15 protein-coding genes are annotated in these 15,181 nt (G+C 60.2%); 7 read left to right on the top strand and 8 right to left on the bottom strand.

All coding sequences use genetic code 11. From position 1 onward, the window contains the following. Positions 1–37: 37 nt before the first annotated feature. The 4 genes from HJB91_RS13610 to HJB91_RS13625 form a co-directional block, all read right to left on the bottom strand. Positions 38–811: an amino acid ABC transporter ATP-binding protein gene (locus tag HJB91_RS13610; protein ID WP_038688615.1), complete on the bottom strand. Its 774-nt coding sequence runs from the start codon at positions 809–811 to the stop codon at positions 38–40. Positions 812–829: 18 nt separating this feature from the next. Then, entirely contained in the window at positions 830–1,975 is a 1,146-nt protein-coding gene (locus tag HJB91_RS13615) for an amino acid ABC transporter permease (RefSeq protein WP_210631527.1), read from the bottom strand. A 1-nt stretch (position 1,976) separates the two neighbouring features. Continuing rightward, complete coding sequence (locus HJB91_RS13620) at positions 1,977–3,179, bottom strand: amino acid ABC transporter permease (RefSeq protein WP_210631526.1); 1,203 nt, start codon at positions 3,177–3,179, stop codon at positions 1,977–1,979. A 94-nt stretch (positions 3,180–3,273) separates the two neighbouring features. Further along, positions 3,274–4,299, bottom strand: coding sequence for an amino acid ABC transporter substrate-binding protein (locus HJB91_RS13625; protein ID WP_064802245.1), 1,026 nt, complete (start codon positions 4,297–4,299; stop codon positions 3,274–3,276). 347 nt (positions 4,300–4,646) lie between these two features. On the opposite strand from HJB91_RS13625, the gene HJB91_RS13630 reads away from it, so the two are divergent. After that, complete coding sequence (locus HJB91_RS13630) at positions 4,647–5,837, top strand: cystathionine beta-lyase (RefSeq protein WP_221154979.1); 1,191 nt, start codon at positions 4,647–4,649, stop codon at positions 5,835–5,837. A 66-nt stretch (positions 5,838–5,903) separates the two neighbouring features. Here HJB91_RS13630 and HJB91_RS13635 read toward each other — a convergent pair whose 3' ends face one another. Next, the gene (locus tag HJB91_RS13635) at positions 5,904–7,085 is read right to left on the bottom strand and encodes an FAD-dependent monooxygenase (RefSeq protein WP_221154981.1); all 1,182 of its coding nucleotides are present in this window, start codon (positions 7,083–7,085) and stop codon (positions 5,904–5,906) included. A gap of 23 nt (positions 7,086–7,108) precedes the next feature. Then, positions 7,109–7,354, bottom strand: a complete 246-nt coding sequence (locus tag HJB91_RS13640; protein ID WP_092748325.1) for a zinc-finger domain-containing protein — start codon at positions 7,352–7,354, stop codon at positions 7,109–7,111. A gap of 154 nt (positions 7,355–7,508) precedes the next feature. On the opposite strand from HJB91_RS13640, the gene HJB91_RS13645 reads away from it, so the two are divergent. From HJB91_RS13645 to clpA, 6 genes are all read left to right on the top strand, one after another. Continuing rightward, positions 7,509–8,294 (top strand): alpha/beta fold hydrolase, encoded by a 786-nt coding sequence (locus HJB91_RS13645; RefSeq protein ID WP_221146562.1) that lies wholly within the window; start codon positions 7,509–7,511, stop codon positions 8,292–8,294. 128 nt (positions 8,295–8,422) lie between these two features. Continuing rightward, positions 8,423–9,256, top strand: a complete 834-nt coding sequence (gene cysE, locus HJB91_RS13650; protein WP_064709189.1) for a serine O-acetyltransferase — start codon at positions 8,423–8,425, stop codon at positions 9,254–9,256. A 137-nt stretch (positions 9,257–9,393) separates the two neighbouring features. Beyond that, a complete protein-coding gene (locus tag HJB91_RS13655) occupies positions 9,394–9,597 on the top strand; it encodes a DUF3126 family protein (protein ID WP_008526943.1) in 204 nt (67 codons plus the stop codon). A gap of 274 nt (positions 9,598–9,871) precedes the next feature. Then, a complete protein-coding gene (locus HJB91_RS13660; RefSeq protein WP_210631522.1) occupies positions 9,872–10,243 on the top strand; it encodes a phasin family protein in 372 nt (123 codons plus the stop codon). Between the two features lie 275 nt (positions 10,244–10,518). Next, positions 10,519–10,872 (top strand): ATP-dependent Clp protease adapter ClpS, encoded by a 354-nt coding sequence (gene clpS, locus HJB91_RS13665; RefSeq protein WP_008526939.1) that lies wholly within the window; start codon positions 10,519–10,521, stop codon positions 10,870–10,872. Positions 10,873–10,882: 10 nt separating this feature from the next. Beyond that, entirely contained in the window at positions 10,883–13,372 is a 2,490-nt protein-coding gene (gene clpA, locus HJB91_RS13670; RefSeq protein ID WP_221124082.1) for an ATP-dependent Clp protease ATP-binding subunit ClpA, read from the top strand. 74 nt (positions 13,373–13,446) lie between these two features. On the opposite strand, the gene HJB91_RS13675 is transcribed toward clpA, so the two are convergent. Continuing rightward, positions 13,447–13,872 (bottom strand): HIT family protein, encoded by a 426-nt coding sequence (locus tag HJB91_RS13675; RefSeq protein ID WP_210631520.1) that lies wholly within the window; start codon positions 13,870–13,872, stop codon positions 13,447–13,449. Positions 13,873–13,925: 53 nt separating this feature from the next. After that, positions 13,926–15,116, bottom strand: a complete 1,191-nt coding sequence (locus HJB91_RS13680) for a GNAT family N-acetyltransferase (protein ID WP_221124081.1) — start codon at positions 15,114–15,116, stop codon at positions 13,926–13,928. Between the last annotated feature and the right edge of the window lie 65 nt (positions 15,117–15,181).

The raw sequence follows: 15,181 nt of genomic DNA on the forward strand, positions 1-15,181 counted from the left end.
GGGGTGCGGCGGGTCTTTCATGTTCAGCGTTCGGGGGTCAGTGCAGGATCTGGCTGAGGAACAGCTTGGTGCGCTCGTGCTGCGGATTGTCGAAGAATTCGGCCGGCGAGTTCTGCTCGACGATCTGGCCCTGATCCATGAAGATGACGCGGTTGGCGACCTGGCGGGCAAAACCCATTTCGTGGGTGACGCAGAGCATTGTCATCCCTTCTTCCGCGAGGCCGACCATGGTGTCCAGCACTTCCTTGATCATTTCGGGATCGAGCGCCGAAGTCGGCTCGTCGAACAGCATGATCTTCGGGTTCATGCACAGCGACCGGGCGATCGCCACGCGCTGCTGCTGCCCGCCGGAAAGCTGGCCCGGATATTTATTGGCCTGCTCCGGGATCTTGACCCGCTTCAGGAAATGCATGGCGATTTCTTCCGCCTGCTTCTTCGGCATCTTGCGCACCCAGATCGGAGCCAGTGTGCAATTTTCGAGGATCGTCAGGTGCGGGAAGAGGTTGAAGTGCTGGAACACCATGCCGACCTCGCGCCGCACTTCGTCGATCTTCTTCAAATCGTTGGTGAGCTCGGTGCCATCGACGATAATCTGGCCTTTCTGGTGCTCTTCGAGACGGTTGATGCAGCGGATCATCGTCGACTTGCCCGAGCCGGACGGCCCGGCGATGACGATGCGTTCGCCGCGCATGACCTTCAGGTTGATGTCGCGCAGCACGTGGAAATCGCCGTACCACTTGTTCATGTTGATGATTTCGATCGCCACTTCCGTTGCGGAAACGGTGAGCTTTTTCGCTGGAGCTTCAGCCATGATTATTTTCCCTCATTTTTATCGTTTGTGGCCGGTGTCGAGGTGACGTTCGATGAATGCTGAATAGCGCGACATGCCGAAGCAGAAAAGCCAGAAGGCGAATCCGGCGAATATCAACCCCGTGAGCGGCGTTACTGCGGTTGCCCAATTCGGATCGACGAAGTTGAGGCGAACGATGCCGAGAAGGTCGAACATGCTGATGATCGACACCAGCGATGTGTCCTTGAACATGCCGATGAAGGTGTTGACGATGCCAGGGATCACCAGCTTGATTGCCTGCGGCATGATGACCAACCGCATCTTCTGCCAGTAGCCCAACCCGAGCGAATCCGCCCCCTCGAACTGGCCCTTGGGAATAGCCTGCAGGCCGCCGCGGATGACTTCCGCCATATAGGCGGAGGCGAAGATCGATACCCCGATGATCGCGCGCAACAGCTTGTCCACGGTCCAGCCGGCCGGCAGGAAAAGCGGCAACATGACGCTCGCCATGAACAGGACCGTTATCAGCGGCACGCCGCGGACGACTTCGATGAAAACGACGCAGAACGTCCGGATGACCGGCATCTGCGAGCGCCTTCCCAGCGCCAGGATGATGCCGAGCGGGAAGGAGACGGCGATGCCGACAAAAGAGAGCACCAGCGTCACCAGCAGCCCGCCCCAGAGTGGGGTCTCGACGATTTCCAGACCAAATCCGCCGTAAAGCAGAAAGAAGGAAACGATCGGAAGAACACCGAAGAGCAGGAGGGCGTTGACGCCCTTGCGCGGCGCCGAGGGGATGAGCATCGGCACCAACAGGAGTACGAAAAGAATACCGACCAGCGTCGGGCGCCAGCGCTCGTCGAGCGGATAGCGTCCAAAGATGAACTGGTCGAATTTGGCGTTGACGAAGGCCCAGCATGCACCGCTCCAGCCATCCGGCTGGATGCCACCCTGTACGGCAGTGGCGCAGAAGGTGCGGTCCGGACCGCTCCAAACCGCCTGCACGAAGAGCCAGTCGAGCGCGTGCAGGAGGGCCCAAACGACAAAGACCAGCGCCAGGATGGTAAGGACGATGTCCTTGGGCGTCGCAAGCAGGTTGCGGCGAATCCAAGCGACCGGGCCTTTCTCTGCTGAGGGCGGCGGCTCCGGCGCCAGTATGGCGGTTCTGACGAAAGCGTTGCTCATCTTACCTCTCCACCAGCGCCATCTTGGCATTGAACCAGTTCATTAACAGCGAAGTGACGACACTGAGGCTGAGGTAAATGACCATCCAGATGAGGATCACCTCGACAGCCTGACCTGTCTGGTTCAGCGTCGTGCTACCGACGGCGACCAGATCGGCAAAACCGATGGCGATCGCCAGCGACGAGTTCTTGGTCAGATTGAGATACTGGCTGCTCAGCGGCGGAATGATGATGCGGAAGGCCTGCGGAATGACGACCAGCCGGGTGATCGACGAGGGGTGAAGCCCGAGTGCGCCTGCAGCTTCCGTCTGTCCCTTCGGCACGCCGCGAATGCCTGCGCGCACGATTTCAGCGATGAAGGCAGCGGTGTAGAAGGAAAGTGCAAGGAAGAGCGACATGAATTCCGGCCCGACGACGGAGCCGCCGGTGAGGTTGAACTTGCCCGCGATCGGATAGTCGAAGGAAAGCGGCGCGCCTGCGACCAGGAAGACGATAAGCGGCAGGCCGACCAGCAGCCCGAGCGAAGCCCAGATCGTATGGAACGGCTGACCTGTCGCCGCCTGCCGGCGATGCGCCCATCGGGCCGTGACGATAACGGCGATGATCGCGACGACGAAGGCGACGCCGACGAGCCAGAAAGTCTCGCCGAAAATCGGTTTGGGAAAGGAAAGGCCACGGTTGTTCAAATACGCTCCGAGCGGCAGATGCAGCGACTCGCGCGCATTCGGCAGAACCGCCAGAACGCCCGAATACCAGAAGAAGATGACAAGCAGCGGCGGGATGTTGCGGAAGACTTCGACATAAACCGTGCACAGCTTGGCAATCAGCCAGTTCCTCGACAGGCGGCCGATGCCAATGATGAAGCCGATGATGGTGGCGGTGATGATGCCGGTAACGGCGATCAGGATTGTATTCAGAAGGCCGACGACCAGCGCGCGGCCGTAGGTCGAATCACTCGAATAGGCGATCAGCGACTGACCGACCTCGAAGCCGGCACGGCCGTTCAGAAAGCCGAAGCCCGACGCGATGTTGGCGCGCGCCAGATTGACGGCAGTGTTGTGCGCAACCCACCAGACGAAGACGACCAGCAGGACGATGGTGAGAACCTGGAAGAAAATGCCCCGAATTGTCGGGTCGTAGAGCGCGGACTGAAAGCTCCAGCCGCCTCTGGATAAACGTGTTGAATCCAAAGCCTGGTGCGTCATGCTTGGCCAATTCCCCATTATGCTCCTTTTCGGAGCTTTTTTATTGGAGGAGGAAAGGCGGTCGCCCGCCTTTCCGTCTTCATACGTGACGCGCTCAGCGGACCGGCGGAGCGTACTGAATGCCGCCCTTGTTCCACAGGGCGTTGAGACCGCGCGCGATCTTGAGCGGGCTGCCCTGGCCGATGTTGCGCTCGAAGACTTCGCCGTAATTGCCGACGTTCTTTACGATGTTGTAAGCCCAGTCGTTGGTCAGGCCGAGATCCGTGCCGATCTTGGTATCCGCCTCGACGCCGAGGAAGCGCTTGATGTCAGGGTTCGGCGAGTTCTTCATGTCGTCGACATTGGCCTGGGTGATGCCGAATTCTTCAGCATTGATCATGGCATAGCCGACCCAGCTGACGATATCGAACCACTGGTCGTCACCTTGACGAACGGCCGGGGCGAGCGGTTCCTTGGAGATGATTTCCGGCAGGATCGCGTGTTCGTCCGGATTCTTCAGCGTCAGGCGCAGCGAATAGAGACCGGACTGGTCGGTGGTGTAGACGTCGCAACGGCCGGCATCATAGGCGGCGTTGACCTCGTCCAGCTTTTCGAAGACGACCGGATTGTACTGAAGGTTGTTCGCCTTGAAATAGTCGGCGAGGTTGAGCTCGGTGGTCGTGCCCGACTGGACGCACACGGACGCGCCGGAGAGTTCCAATGCCGACTTCACGTTGAGGCTCTTGCGGACCATGAAGCCCTGGCCGTCATAATAGTTGACGAAACGGAAGTTCAGGCCGAGTGCCGTATCGCGGTTGATCGACCAGGTCGTATTTCGGGCGAGCACGTCGATTTCGCCCGACTGCAGGGCAGGGAAGCGATTGGCGGCGCTGAGCGGGGTGAACTTCACCTTGGTAGGGTCGCCGAACACGGCCGAAGCGACAGCCTTGCAGAAGTCGACGTCGAAGCCCGCCCAGTTGCCGGAAGCGTCAGGCGCGGCGAAGCCGGCGAGGCCGGTGTTGACGCCGCACTGAATGAAACCCTTTGCCTTTACATCACCGAGAGTCGTGGCCGAAGCAGCCGAGGCGCCAAGAGCGAAAACTGCTGCGCCGATCGCGGCGGACAGAAGCTTGTTCTTCATTTTTTTCCCAACCTTTTCCGTTGTATTATATTTTCTTGTGGGGCGTTCCGGCGGAAAACTCTGCCACCCCCATCGTCTCGACACCCTCCCGGCGCGAGTACCCTATCACAGTCGCAAATGTCACCATGGTCAAGTGTCGCGATCAATAATTGCGGCAAAATTCAGCATTTTGCCGGATTGCGCCACATTCGAAGGCGGTTGGCTAGGAAATGAGCGCCCTATTGCGGAAAAATAACGCGAATTTAGAAAAACCCAGCGACTGCTGTCCCCCTCTTCGAGGGGTTGACCAGGCCGGTCGAGGGGTCCAAAAGTCTGATTTTGCGCCCCCGCCAAAGGCTTTTTCCGACATGAAAGACAAAGACAGCTTGCTGCAGACCGCCGGCATCAATACCCGCCTGACCCATATCGGCAACGACCCCTTCGACTATCACGGCTTCGTCAATCCGCCGGTCGTGCATGCCTCGACGGTCCTGTTTCCGAATGCGGCGACGATGGACACGCGCTCGCAGAAATATACCTATGGAACGCGCGGTACGCCGACGACGGACGCGCTCTGCGAAGCGATCGACGCGCTCGAAGGTTCGGCCGGCACGATCCTCGTTCCCTCGGGGCTGGCAGCGGTCACCATTCCGTTCCTCGGGTTCAGCGCCGCCGGCGATCACGCGCTGGTCGTCGATTCGGTTTATGGCCCGACCCGCCATTTCTGCGATACGATGCTGAAGCGGCTCGGGGTCGAGGTGGAATATTATGATCCCGCGATCGGCGCCGGCATCGAGGCGCTGTTCCGGCCGAACACCAGGATCGTCCATACCGAGGCTCCCGGCTCCAATACCTTCGAAATGCAGGATATCCCGGCAATCGCGGCCGTCGCGCATCGTCTCGGCGCCGTCGTCATGATGGACAATACCTGGGCAACGCCGCTCTATTTCAGGCCGCTCGATCACGGCGTCGATATCTCCATCCACGCGGCGACGAAATATCCGTCCGGCCATTCCGATATCCTGCTCGGAACGGTATCGGCCAATGGCAAGCACTGGGAGCGTCTCAAGGAGACGAACGGCGCCCTCGGCATCTGCGGCGCGCCCGACGATGCCTATCAGATCCTGCGCGGATTGCGCAGCATGGGCCTGCGCCTCGAGCGCCATTATGAAAGCGCCCTTGATATCGCCGAATGGCTGGAGGGCAGGGAGGATGTCGCCCGCGTGCTGCATCCGGCGCTGCCGAGCTTTCCATCTCATACTATCTGGAAGCGCGATTTCAAGGGCGCCAGCGGTATCTTTTCCTTCGTGCTTGCCGCTGAGAGCCCCGAGAAATTCAAGGCGAAGGCCCATGCCTTCCTCGACGCGCTGAGGATTTTCGGTCTCGGCTATTCCTGGGGCGGCTTTGAAAGCCTCGCGCTGCACGCCAATCTGAACGACCGCAAGATCGCGAAGGCCCCGAAGGAGGGGCCCGTCATCCGGCTGCAGATCGGCCTTGAAGACGTGGCCGACCTGAAGGCCGATATCGAACGGGGTTTTGCGGCGGCAAGCGCCGTCTGAGCAATTGCGGCGTAAAACAAACACCTAAAGCGCAAGGAGCGGATCTGAAAGATCGCGACGCGCGCTTTAGGCGCTGCGGCCGCTTGCGGCGCCAGACAGCGTGCTATGAGCCCGGTAGCCATAGATCCAATCGAGATCGGCCGCCAGGCTTTGCGGCGACTTCAGGCCGAGCACCAGGTCGCGGCCGATCCGGATCGGCCCCTTCGCATGATAGGCAAATTTGTTGAAGGCGCCGCGCTGGCGAAGCTTTGCAATGCGCGGCATACGATGCCTCTCAAAGAGGCCCAGTGCCTCCGCCGCCGGGCGGTTCGAGAGAAAAGTGGCAAGTTCGTAGGCGTCTTCGATCGCCATGGCCGCTCCCTGAGCGGCAAAGGGCATCATCGCATGCGCGGCGTCGCCGATCAGAACCGTCCTTCGGCCGTCCTGCCACGCGCCCGATGTGGTTTCGAAGAGCGGCCAGAACGTCAGCTTCGGCTGTTTTTCGAGCAGCGACACGATCGCGCTGTTCCACCCGGAAAGCTGCCCCCGGAGCCGCGCGCACTGCTCTGCCGTCGGCTCGTTTCGCCAGGCCTGCGGCGCGGCATTGCCCGCGGTGATCGCCACCATGTTGATGCTGCCCGTCTCATTCAGCGGATAGCAGACGAGATGCGCCGATCTGCCAAGGAAAGCCGAAACGCCTGTCCGGTCGAGAAAGCCCGGCGCCTCGCCTTCGGCAAGAGTGAAGCGGTAGGCGATGTTGCCGGAAAAACGCGGCAAGGGGCTGCCGGGTACGGATTGCCGGAGCTTCGACCAGACGCCGTCCGCGCCGATGACGACATCGGCGGCCCGCTCGACGGGCGGCGAATTCGAGTCCATTCGCACACCAAGATGAAGCCGGCAGAGCGGATCGACCTCGACCGCGGTGAGGAGCGCATTCTGCAATGTGGCGCGGTGCAGCACGCCATAGGGTGCCCCCCAGCGCTGCCGCGCGAATTTGCCGGCCGGTACAGCCGCAAGTTGGCGCAGCGAAGCGCCTGACATCAGCCGGATCGTCTCCGGTTCGAGCCAGACTTTTGAAAGTCCCTCGAGGACACCGAGTTCTGCCAGGATCCGGGAGGCGTTCGGCGAAACCTGCAAGCCGGCGCCGACTTCGACAAGCTCATCCGCCTGCTCGAAAATCTCCGAGCTGATGCCCCGCCGCGAAAGCGCAAGCGCAGCGGTCAGCCCGGCAATGCCGGCGCCGATGATAGCGGCATGTTCGACCGGCATTATCAGACCCGAATTCTGGACGGTTACGCCGCCTTCACGTGGAAAACGCAGCCGGCCGGATTGGTCTGGCTCGGCTTGAGAGAAGAATTGTAACGGTAAAGCGTCGAGCAATAGGAACAGACCTTTTCATTGTCGTCGCCCATGTCGATGAAGATATGCGGGTGGTCGAAAGGAACCGAAGCGCCGGTGCACATGAATTCCTTGACGCCGACTTCGATGACGCGGTGACCTCCGTCGTTCTGGAAGTGGGGAATGTTGTGGCCGGCCATGTCGCTCTCCGAATGCTTTGAAAGTGCGCGAACCTTATAAGCCTTCGCCGCAAATGTGTAGAGCCAAAGCGCTGCGCCGGGCACAGTTTTTACCCACATTCTGGCTTCCCGCCGAGAGGCGGCTCGACTATGGTCGCGCCAGAAGGAAGGCCCGATGAACCTGAATATACCTGCATTTTCAAGCTTCACCCATGACGGATTGAACATCGCTTTTTTCGACGAGGGCGATCCTTCCGGCTCGCCTGTCTTGCTGATCCATGGCTTTGCCTCGACGGCCAACGTCAACTGGGTGCATCCGGGCTGGCTGAAGACGTTGGGCGATGCCGGCTACCGGGTCGTCGCCATCGACAATCGCGGCCATGGCGCAAGCGACAAGCCGCACGACGCCGAAGCCTATCGCCCCTGGGTCATGGCCGGCGATGCGATCGCCTTGCTTGACCATCTCGGTATTCCCGAGGCCAATCTCATGGGCTATTCGATGGGCGCGCGCATCTCCGTCTTTGCGGCACTCGCCAATCCCCATCGCATCCGCTCGCTGGTGCTCGGCGGTCTCGGCATCGGCATGACCGATGGGGTCGGCGACTGGGACCCGATCGCCGATGCGTTGCTGGCTCCGTCGCTGGAGGTCGTGACGCATGACCGCGGCCGCATGTTCCGCGCCTTCGCCGAGCAGACGAAGAGCGACCGTACTGCGCTCGCCGCCTGCATACGCGGCTCGCGCGACCTTGTCGCTCGCTCCGATATGGGCAAGCTCGACATGCCAACCCTGATCGGTGTCGGCACCAAGGACGATATTGCCGGCTCTCCGCAGGAGTTGGCTGCCCTGATGCCCGAGGCCGAAGCGCTCGATATTCCCGGCCGTGATCACATGCTCGCCGTCGGCGACAAGGTTTTCAAGCAGGCGGTGCTGGCCTTCTACGCAAGGGTCGCTGAGGGGTGACATCATCGTGATGCCGAAAAACCATGCTAAAAAACCATGGTGACGGCACCCATTTATGTTATGGGCGTTTTCCACTATATATGGGCATTCCGAAAACGGCATTCCGGCTGGCAACGAGGAGAGCGGCGATGGTCGCCAAGACAGATATTCGTGCTTTTGAGACAGGCCATCCGCTGAAGGTGATGGATCCCATCTGGGACAGCCTGCGCGAGGAAGCTCGGATCGCGGCCGAAAAAGACCCGGTTCTTGCCGCCTTTCTCTACTCGACGGTCATCAATTACCATTCGCTTGAGGAATGCGTCATCCACCGCATCTGCGAACGTCTCGACCATCCAGATATGCAGGCGAACCTGCTGCGTCAGACCTTCGAGGAAATGCTGCTCGACTGGCCGGAGTGGAGCTCCATTCTTCGCGTCGACATCCAGGCCATCTACGACCGCGATCCCGCCTGCCTGCGCTTCATGGAGGCGGTGCTTTATTTCAAAGGTTTCCATGCGCTGCAGACCCATCGTCTGGCCCACTGGCTGCTGAACCGCGGTCGGCGTGATTTTGCGCTCTATCTGCAGAGCCGTTCCTCCAGCGTCTTCCAGACCGACATCAATCCGGCCGCGCGTATCGGCAAGGGCATCTTCCTTGACCACGCCACCGGCCTCGTCGTCGGCGAGACGGCCGTCATCGGCGACAATGTTTCGATCCTGCATGGTGTGACGCTCGGCGGCACCGGCAAAGAGGGCGCCGATCGCCACCCAAAGATCGGCAGCGGCGTCATGATCGGCGCCGGCGCGAAGATCCTCGGCAATATCGAGATCGGTTACTGCTCGCGCGTTGCCGCAGGTTCCGTGGTGCTGAAAGCAGTGCCGCCGAAGAAGACGGTCGCAGGCGTTCCGGCCAAGGTCGTCGGCGAGGCCGGTTGTTCCGAGCCGTCGCGCAATATGGATCAGGTGATTGGCGCCGATATCTGAGCGCTAGATAAAGGGATGAGGGAAGGTCGGCGGGCACCGGGCGGGGACAGTCGTCGCCAAGTGGCAACCTTGCCTTTACACCGCTGCTTTTCGTGTGCAAGAAGCGGCCAATCAAGACCGCTTACGGAGATGACAGAGTGAAGCCAGAAGAAATCAAGAAGCTCGACGCCTACTTCAAACGTACGCTCAACCCGCAGATCGTCGTCAAGGCGCGTCCGCGCAAGAATGATTCTGCGGAAGTCTATCTGGGCGAAGAATTTCTGGGCGTCGTCTATGTCGATGACGAAGACGGCGACCGCTCTTACAACTTTTCGATGGCGATCCTCGACGTCGATCTTTAATCGCGCGTGAGAGCTTGAAGTGGACCGGGCGGCGCCATCCGCCCGGTCTTTTTTTGTTTTTTTGCTGTCGAATCAAAATTTCTTTAAAACGCATGGTTGTAGCATTGTGCTATATATTAGCAAAAACCGTTAAAGACGTACGTTCACCGGCGCGCTTGCTTTGTTTTGTCTCCGTAGCGCAACCTATAGATGTTTTGCGTCGCACAAGACTACTTGACTATTTGTGCGTTGCAGCTACCCTGCCGGCACTAACAGCCCAAACGGAGGATGGCTCATGTTCAACTTTGACGATGCAAACAGGAAGAGCAAGGAAGCCGTCGACACGGCGCTGAGAACTTATTCCGACACGGCCAAGGGCTTTCAGGCGATCGCTGCCGAAGCCGCTGAATATTCGAAGAAATCCTTTCAGGATGCGGTGACGCACTTCGAAACCCTCGCCGGCGCCAAGAGCTTCGAGGCCGTCTTCGAGCTGCAGACCAGCTATGTCAAATCTGCCTATGAGAGCTTCGTCTCCGAAACGACCAAGCTCGGCGAAATGTACGCCGACCTCGCCAAGTCGGCCTACAAGCCCTACGAGGCTCCGATTGCCGCTGCCGTCGTCAAGACCACCAAGTCGGCGCAGCCGGCTGCGCCTGCCGCTGCGTGAACTGATCTTAACGGCGCAACCTGCGCTGCATATTGAAAATCGAGGACCGGCTACACATTTGTGGCCGGTCTTTTTGTTTCCTCTTTCGCTGCAACCTTCACATTCGACAGACCGGGGACTTTTTTGGTCTTTCCCGTGCATGCCGGCATTTCTTGATTGCAGTGTCTGACAGGGGGCTTAAAATCGGCCTATTATGAACTAAGTTAGTGTTTCAGATATTCGGCGGGAAAAGCGCCCTCCCATGCTCCGCCGGATTGATCGAGGAATGAATGACAATGATCGCAAAGCCGATCCGGATGCAGAACGACAGCGAAAGGAACGGGGATAACGGAAATCGCGGAACCTCGGTCATCACGCGCACCAAGCCGAAGACCAAGAAGCCCAACCTCTATCGCGTGCTGCTTTTGAATGACGATTATACGCCAATGGAATTCGTCATTCATATTCTGGAGCGTTTTTTTCAGAAGGACCGTGAAAGTGCCACCCGCATCATGCTCCATGTCCACAATCACGGCGTCGGCGAGTGCGGAATATTCACATACGAGGTGGCGGAAACGAAGGTCAGCCAGGTGATGGACTTCGCCCGGCAGCACCAGCATCCGCTGCAATGCGTCATGGAAAAGAAGTGAGGATCTCAACGTGCCAACATTTTCGCCTAGCTTAGAGAAGGCGCTCCATCAGGCACTGACCTTTGCCAACGAGCGGCATCATGAATATGCGACGCTCGAGCATCTGCTGCTCGCACTGATCGATGATGCCGATGCGGCCGCGGTCATGGGCGCGTGCAATGTCGATCTCGACGCGCTGCGCAAGACGCTCGTCGAATATGTCGATAACGAACTGTCCAATCTGATCACGGGTTACGACGAGGATTCGAAGCCGACCTCCGGCTTCCAACGTGTCATCCAGCGGGCCGTCATCCATGTGCAATCGTCCGGTCGCGAGGAAGTGACCGGCGCCAACGTGCTCGTTGCGATCTTCGCCGAGCGCGAAAGCCATGCCGCCTATTTCCTGCAGGAACAGGAGATGACCCGCTACGATGCCGTCAACTACATCTCCCACGGCATCGGCAAGCGGCCAGGCGCGTCGGAGACCCGCACTCCGCGCGGCGCCGAGGAGGAGGCCGAGAGCAAGCCGACGGCGCGCGGCGGCGAGGAAGAGGGCGGTCCCAAAAAGCAGCAGGATGCGCTCAAGGCCTACTGCGTCAATCTCAACGAGAAGGCCAAGGGCGGCAAGATCGATCCGCTGATCGGCCGTCATGCCGAGGTCAACCGCACCATCCAGATCCTGTGCCGTCGTTCGAAGAACAACCCGCTCTATGTCGGTGATCCCGGCGTCGGCAAGACGGCGATAGCCGAAGGTCTTGCCAAGCGCATCGTCGAAGGGAAGGTTCCCGAGGCGCTCGCCGATGCGACGATCTTCTCGCTCGATATGGGCACGCTGCTTGCCGGCACACGCTACCGTGGCGACTTCGAGGAACGTCTGAAGCAGGTCGTCAAGGAGCTGGAAGAATATCCGGGCGCCGTCCTCTTCATCGACGAAATCCATACGGTGATCGGCGCCGGCGCCACCTCAGGCGGGGCGATGGATGCATCGAACTTGCTGAAGCCGGCGCTGTCATCCGGCGCCATCCGCTGCATCGGTTCGACCACCTACAAGGAATATCGCCAGTTCTTCGAGAAGGACCGGGCGCTGGTCCGTCGTTTCCAGAAGATCGACGTCAGCGAACCGTCGATCGATGACGCGATCGAGATCATGAAGGGCCTGAAGCCCTATTTCGAAGAGTATCATCATCTGCGTTATTCGAACGACGCCATCAAGTCGGCCGTCGAACTGTCGGCCCGCTACATCTCCGACCGCAAGTTGCCCGATAAGGCGATCGACGTGATCGACGAAACGGGTGCGGCCCAGATGCTGCTGCCGCCGTCAAAGCGCCGCAAGCTGATCACCGAGAAGGAGATCGAGGCGACCGTCGCCACGATGGCGCGCATTCCGCCGAAGACTGTCTCCAAGGACGACGAGGCGGTGCTTGCCAATCTCGAGCAGGAACTGCGTTCGGTGGTCTACGGACAGGACATCGCGATCGAAGCTCTTTCGACCTCGATCAAGCTGGCGCGTGCCGGCCTTCGCGAGCCGAACAAGCCGATCGGCGCCTATGTCTTCTCCGGTCCGACCGGCGTCGGCAAGACCGAGGTGGCAAAGCAGCTGGCAGCGTCGCTCGGCGTCGAGCTCCTGCGCTTCGACATGTCGGAATATATGGAGCGGCACACGGTCTCGCGTCTGCTCGGCGCACCTCCCGGCTATGTCGGCTTCGACCAGGGTGGCCTCTTGACCGATGGCGTCGACCAGCATCCGCATTGCGTGGTCCTGCTCGACGAAATCGAGAAGGCGCATCCGGATATCTACAACATCCTGCTGCAGGTCATGGACCATGGCACGCTGACCGACCATAATGGCAAGAAGATCGACTTCCGCAACGTCATCCTGATCATGACGACGAATGCGGGCGCCTCCGAAATGGCCAAGGCGGCGATCGGCTTCGGTTCGTCCAAGCGCACTGGCGAGGACGAGGAGGCGCTGACCCGTCTCTTCACGCCGGAATTCCGCAACCGTCTCGACGCGATCATTCCCTTCGCGGCGCTGCCGACGGCTGTCATTCACAAGGTCGTTCAGAAGTTCATCATGCAGCTGGAGGCCCAGCTTTCCGAAAGGAACGTCACCTTCGACCTGCATGAGGATGCGATCGCCTGGCTTGCAGAAAAGGGTTACGACGAGAAGATGGGCGCCCGCCCGCTGGCCCGGGTGATCCAGGACACGATCAAGAAGCCGCTCGCCAACGAAATCCTCTTCGGCAAGCTGAAGAAGGGCGGCGTCGTCAACGTCACCGTCGGCCCGAAGGAAGATGGCAAGCCCGGCATTCTGCTGGAAGCCATTCCGGATACGGCGCCGATCAAGCCGAAACCCGAGGCCGAGGTCGTGCATCCCGAAGCTGACGACGAGGATGATGGCGAGCTGAAGACGAAGCCGGCCCGCAAGACCCGTGCCAAGACGGTCCCGCAGGCCGAGCCCGAAGTCCGCGACGCACCGAAGAAGGGAAGCACGGTTCCCAAGGTTCCGCGCAAGAAGTGAGGGCTCGTCACCGAATTGGAAAAGGCCGCGTCACCCGCGGCCTTTTTTGTTTCCCTCGTTGGCAGAGATCCGCGTTACGCCAGGGCCGCCCGGATTTTTTCGGCATTGGCGGCGAGTACCGCGCCGTCTTCCATCTTGCCGGAATGCGGCTTGAGCGCCACGCCCTCATGGCGGGGGATGATGTGGAAATGCAGATGGAACACCGTTTGTCCAGCCGCCGGTTCGTTGAACTGGGCGATGAACACGCCATCGGCGTCGAAAACTTCCTGAACCGCCTGGGCGACCTTTTGAACGACGGTAATGGCATGGACGAGGGTGGCGGGATCGGCATCGAGGATATTGCGCGAAGGCGCCTTCGGAACGACGAGCACGTGGCCCGGCGCCTGCGGCATCACATCCATGAAGGCGAGCGTATGCTGGTCCTCGTAGATTCGGTGCGAGGGAATTTCGCCGCGCAAGATCTTGGCGAAGATATTGTTGTCGTCATAAGCGCTGGTCATCGCGAAATCTCCTCACGTTCCATTGATCGGGTAGCGCGCTCGGCGGGGCGGCGTCAATCCTCCTGCTGACGCTCACCCTTGCGGAAGGGGCTGTGTTCGGCCAGCACCTCGCTCATATGTTCGACATCGGCACGCTCGCGCGCGAGATAATCGCCGATCGCGCGGCGCAGTCCGGCATGAGCGACATAATGAGCGGAGTGCGTCGTCACCGGCAGGTAGCCGCGGGCGAGCTTATGTTCGCCCTGCGCCCCGGCCTCGACCCGTTTCAACCCTTTCGCCAGGGCGAAGTCGATCGCCTGGTGATAGCAGACCTCGAAATGCAGGAAGGGGTGGTCCTCAATGCAGCCCCAGTGACGGCCGTAGAGCGTATCGCCGCCGATGAAATTGATCGCGCCGGCAATATAGCGCCCGTCGCGCTTGGCCATGACGAGCAAGATATCGTCGGCCATGCGCTCGCCGATCAGCGAGTAGAATTTGCGGGTGAGATAGGGCCGGCCCCATTTGCGGCCGCCGGTATCCATGTAGAATTTGAAGAACTGGTCCCAGATCCGCTCCGTCAGATCGCGGCCGGTCAGCCAATCGACGCTGATCCCGTTCTCGAGCGCGGCGCGGCGCTCCTTGCGCAATGCTTTGCGTTTGCGCGAAGCGAGCGTTTCGAGAAACTCGTCGTGATTGGCGTAGCCGTCATTGATGAAATGGAACTGCTGGTCGGTGCGGTGCAGATAGCCATCCATCTCGAAGACGCCGATCTCTTCATCAGGGACGAAGGTGATATGGGCCGAGGAAATACCGAGCCGGCGCACGACCTCTTTCAGGCTTTCGGCGATCGCGCTCTGGATCGGCAATCGCTGCAGCCCTTCGGCGACGAGAAGACGCGGCCCCGTCGCCGGCGTGAACGGGATCGAGCACTGCAGCTTGGGATAATAGCGCCCGCCGGCCCGCTCGAAGGCGTCGGCCCAGCCATGGTCGAAGACATATTCCCCTTGGCTGTGGCTTTTGAGATAGCCGGGCAGGGCGCCGATCAGCTCGCCGCGATCGGTTTCGAGCAGCAGGTGATGGCCGAGCCAGCCGGTTTCGGCGGCGGCCGAGCCGGATTCCTCCAGCGACGATAAAAAAGCGTGCGAGACGAAGGGATTGTAGGCAAGCGTGCTGCAAGTCTTCGACGCCCCGGAAAGCCTGGACCAGCTCTCCGGGGAAATCGCGGTGAAGGAGCGTTCTACGCGAATGGATAGTTCATCGGTCATGGGGCAAATGCGAAGCCTGTGGGGAGGGGACGGTTCGGCTCTACCTCAGTCTGCGCATGATCTTG

It is taken from the genome of Rhizobium sp. NLR10b (assembly GCF_019685435.1).
In the GTDB taxonomy this organism is placed as follows: domain Bacteria; phylum Pseudomonadota; class Alphaproteobacteria; order Rhizobiales; family Rhizobiaceae; genus Rhizobium.

Coding starts and splice junctions, on each gene's coding strand:
- HJB91_RS13610 (WP_038688615.1), bottom strand. CDS start 811: ATGGCTGAAGCTCCAGCGAAAAAGCTCACCGTTTCCGCAACGGAAGTG.
- HJB91_RS13615 (WP_210631527.1), bottom strand. CDS start 1,975: ATGAGCAACGCTTTCGTCAGAACCGCCATACTGGCGCCGGAGCCGCCG.
- HJB91_RS13620 (WP_210631526.1), bottom strand. CDS start 3,179: ATGACGCACCAGGCTTTGGATTCAACACGTTTATCCAGAGGCGGCTGG.
- HJB91_RS13625 (WP_064802245.1), bottom strand. CDS start 4,299: ATGAAGAACAAGCTTCTGTCCGCCGCGATCGGCGCAGCAGTTTTCGCT.
- HJB91_RS13630 (WP_221154979.1), top strand. CDS start 4,647: ATGAAAGACAAAGACAGCTTGCTGCAGACCGCCGGCATCAATACCCGC.
- HJB91_RS13635 (WP_221154981.1), bottom strand. CDS start 7,085: ATGCCGGTCGAACATGCCGCTATCATCGGCGCCGGCATTGCCGGGCTG.
- HJB91_RS13640 (WP_092748325.1), bottom strand. CDS start 7,354: ATGGCCGGCCACAACATTCCCCACTTCCAGAACGACGGAGGTCACCGC.
- HJB91_RS13645 (WP_221146562.1), top strand. CDS start 7,509: ATGAACCTGAATATACCTGCATTTTCAAGCTTCACCCATGACGGATTG.
- cysE (WP_064709189.1), top strand. CDS start 8,423: ATGGTCGCCAAGACAGATATTCGTGCTTTTGAGACAGGCCATCCGCTG.
- HJB91_RS13660 (WP_210631522.1), top strand. CDS start 9,872: ATGTTCAACTTTGACGATGCAAACAGGAAGAGCAAGGAAGCCGTCGAC.
- clpS (WP_008526939.1), top strand. CDS start 10,519: ATGATCGCAAAGCCGATCCGGATGCAGAACGACAGCGAAAGGAACGGG.
- HJB91_RS13675 (WP_210631520.1), bottom strand. CDS start 13,872: ATGACCAGCGCTTATGACGACAACAATATCTTCGCCAAGATCTTGCGC.
- HJB91_RS13680 (WP_221124081.1), bottom strand. CDS start 15,116: ATGACCGATGAACTATCCATTCGCGTAGAACGCTCCTTCACCGCGATT.